Here is a 934-nt window from a genome sequence, read left to right on the forward strand (position 1 = left end):
ACCAGTTGGTTCAGCTTGCGTTTGGACGTGATGGAATACAGAAGCTCCAAACGGGAAAACTCGTATTGGCGCGGACGTGTGGCGTGCGGCGCAGGAATGTTGTCCAACACCCAGTCGTACAGCGGACGGTGTGCTTCAAATTCGAGTGTACACAAGGAATGCGTGATGCCTTCGATAGCATCGGAAATGCAGTGCGTGTAGTCGTACATCGGATAGATGCACCATTTGTCGCCGGTGTTGTGGTGATGGGCGCGGCGGATACGGTAGATGACGGGGTCGCGCATATTGATATTGCCTGCCGCCATATCGATTTTCAGGCGCAAGGTTTTGCTGCCGTCGGGGAACTCGCCGTTTTTCATGCGTGTGAACAGGTCGAGGTTTTCTTCAATACTGCGGTCGCGGTAAGGGCTGTTTTTGCCTGCTTCGGTCAGCGTACCGCGGTATTCGCGCATTTCTTCGGGCGTCAAATCATCGACATACGCTTTGCCGTCTTTGATTAAACCGACAGCGTAGTCGTAAAGCTGGTCGAAATAGTTGGAAGCGAAACGTGGCTCGCCCGCCCAATGGAAGCCCAACCATTCGACGTCTTCTTTGATGGCATTGACGTATTCTTCGTTTTCTTTTTCAGGGTTGGTGTCGTCGAAACGCAGGTTGCACAAGCCGTCGTAAATATAAGCCAAACCGAAGTTCAAGCAGATGGATTTGGCGTGGCCGATGTGCAAGTAACCGTTCGGCTCAGGCGGGAAGCGGGTTTGGATGGCTGTATGTTTACCGCTTTTGAGGTCTTCTTCGATGATGGTGCGGATGAAATGGTTGTCCGCGAATTGGTCTTTATTCAACATAATATTTCTTTGATGGGAAAATGATTTTCTGTTTTCAGACGGCCTGAGCATTCAATCAGGCCGTCTGAAAGGAATGGAATGATGGCTCAATT

At 50.6% G+C, this 934-nt stretch carries 1 protein-coding gene; it reads right to left on the bottom strand.

The features are described 5' to 3' along the window. The coding region (glnS, locus tag ACTHS3_RS15240) for a glutamine--tRNA ligase (RefSeq protein WP_440368399.1) at window positions 1–842 on the bottom strand (842 nt) is incomplete at its 3' end. Window positions 843–934: the final 92 nt, after the last annotated feature.

Source organism: Neisseria sp. P0009.S007 (assembly GCF_051962515.1).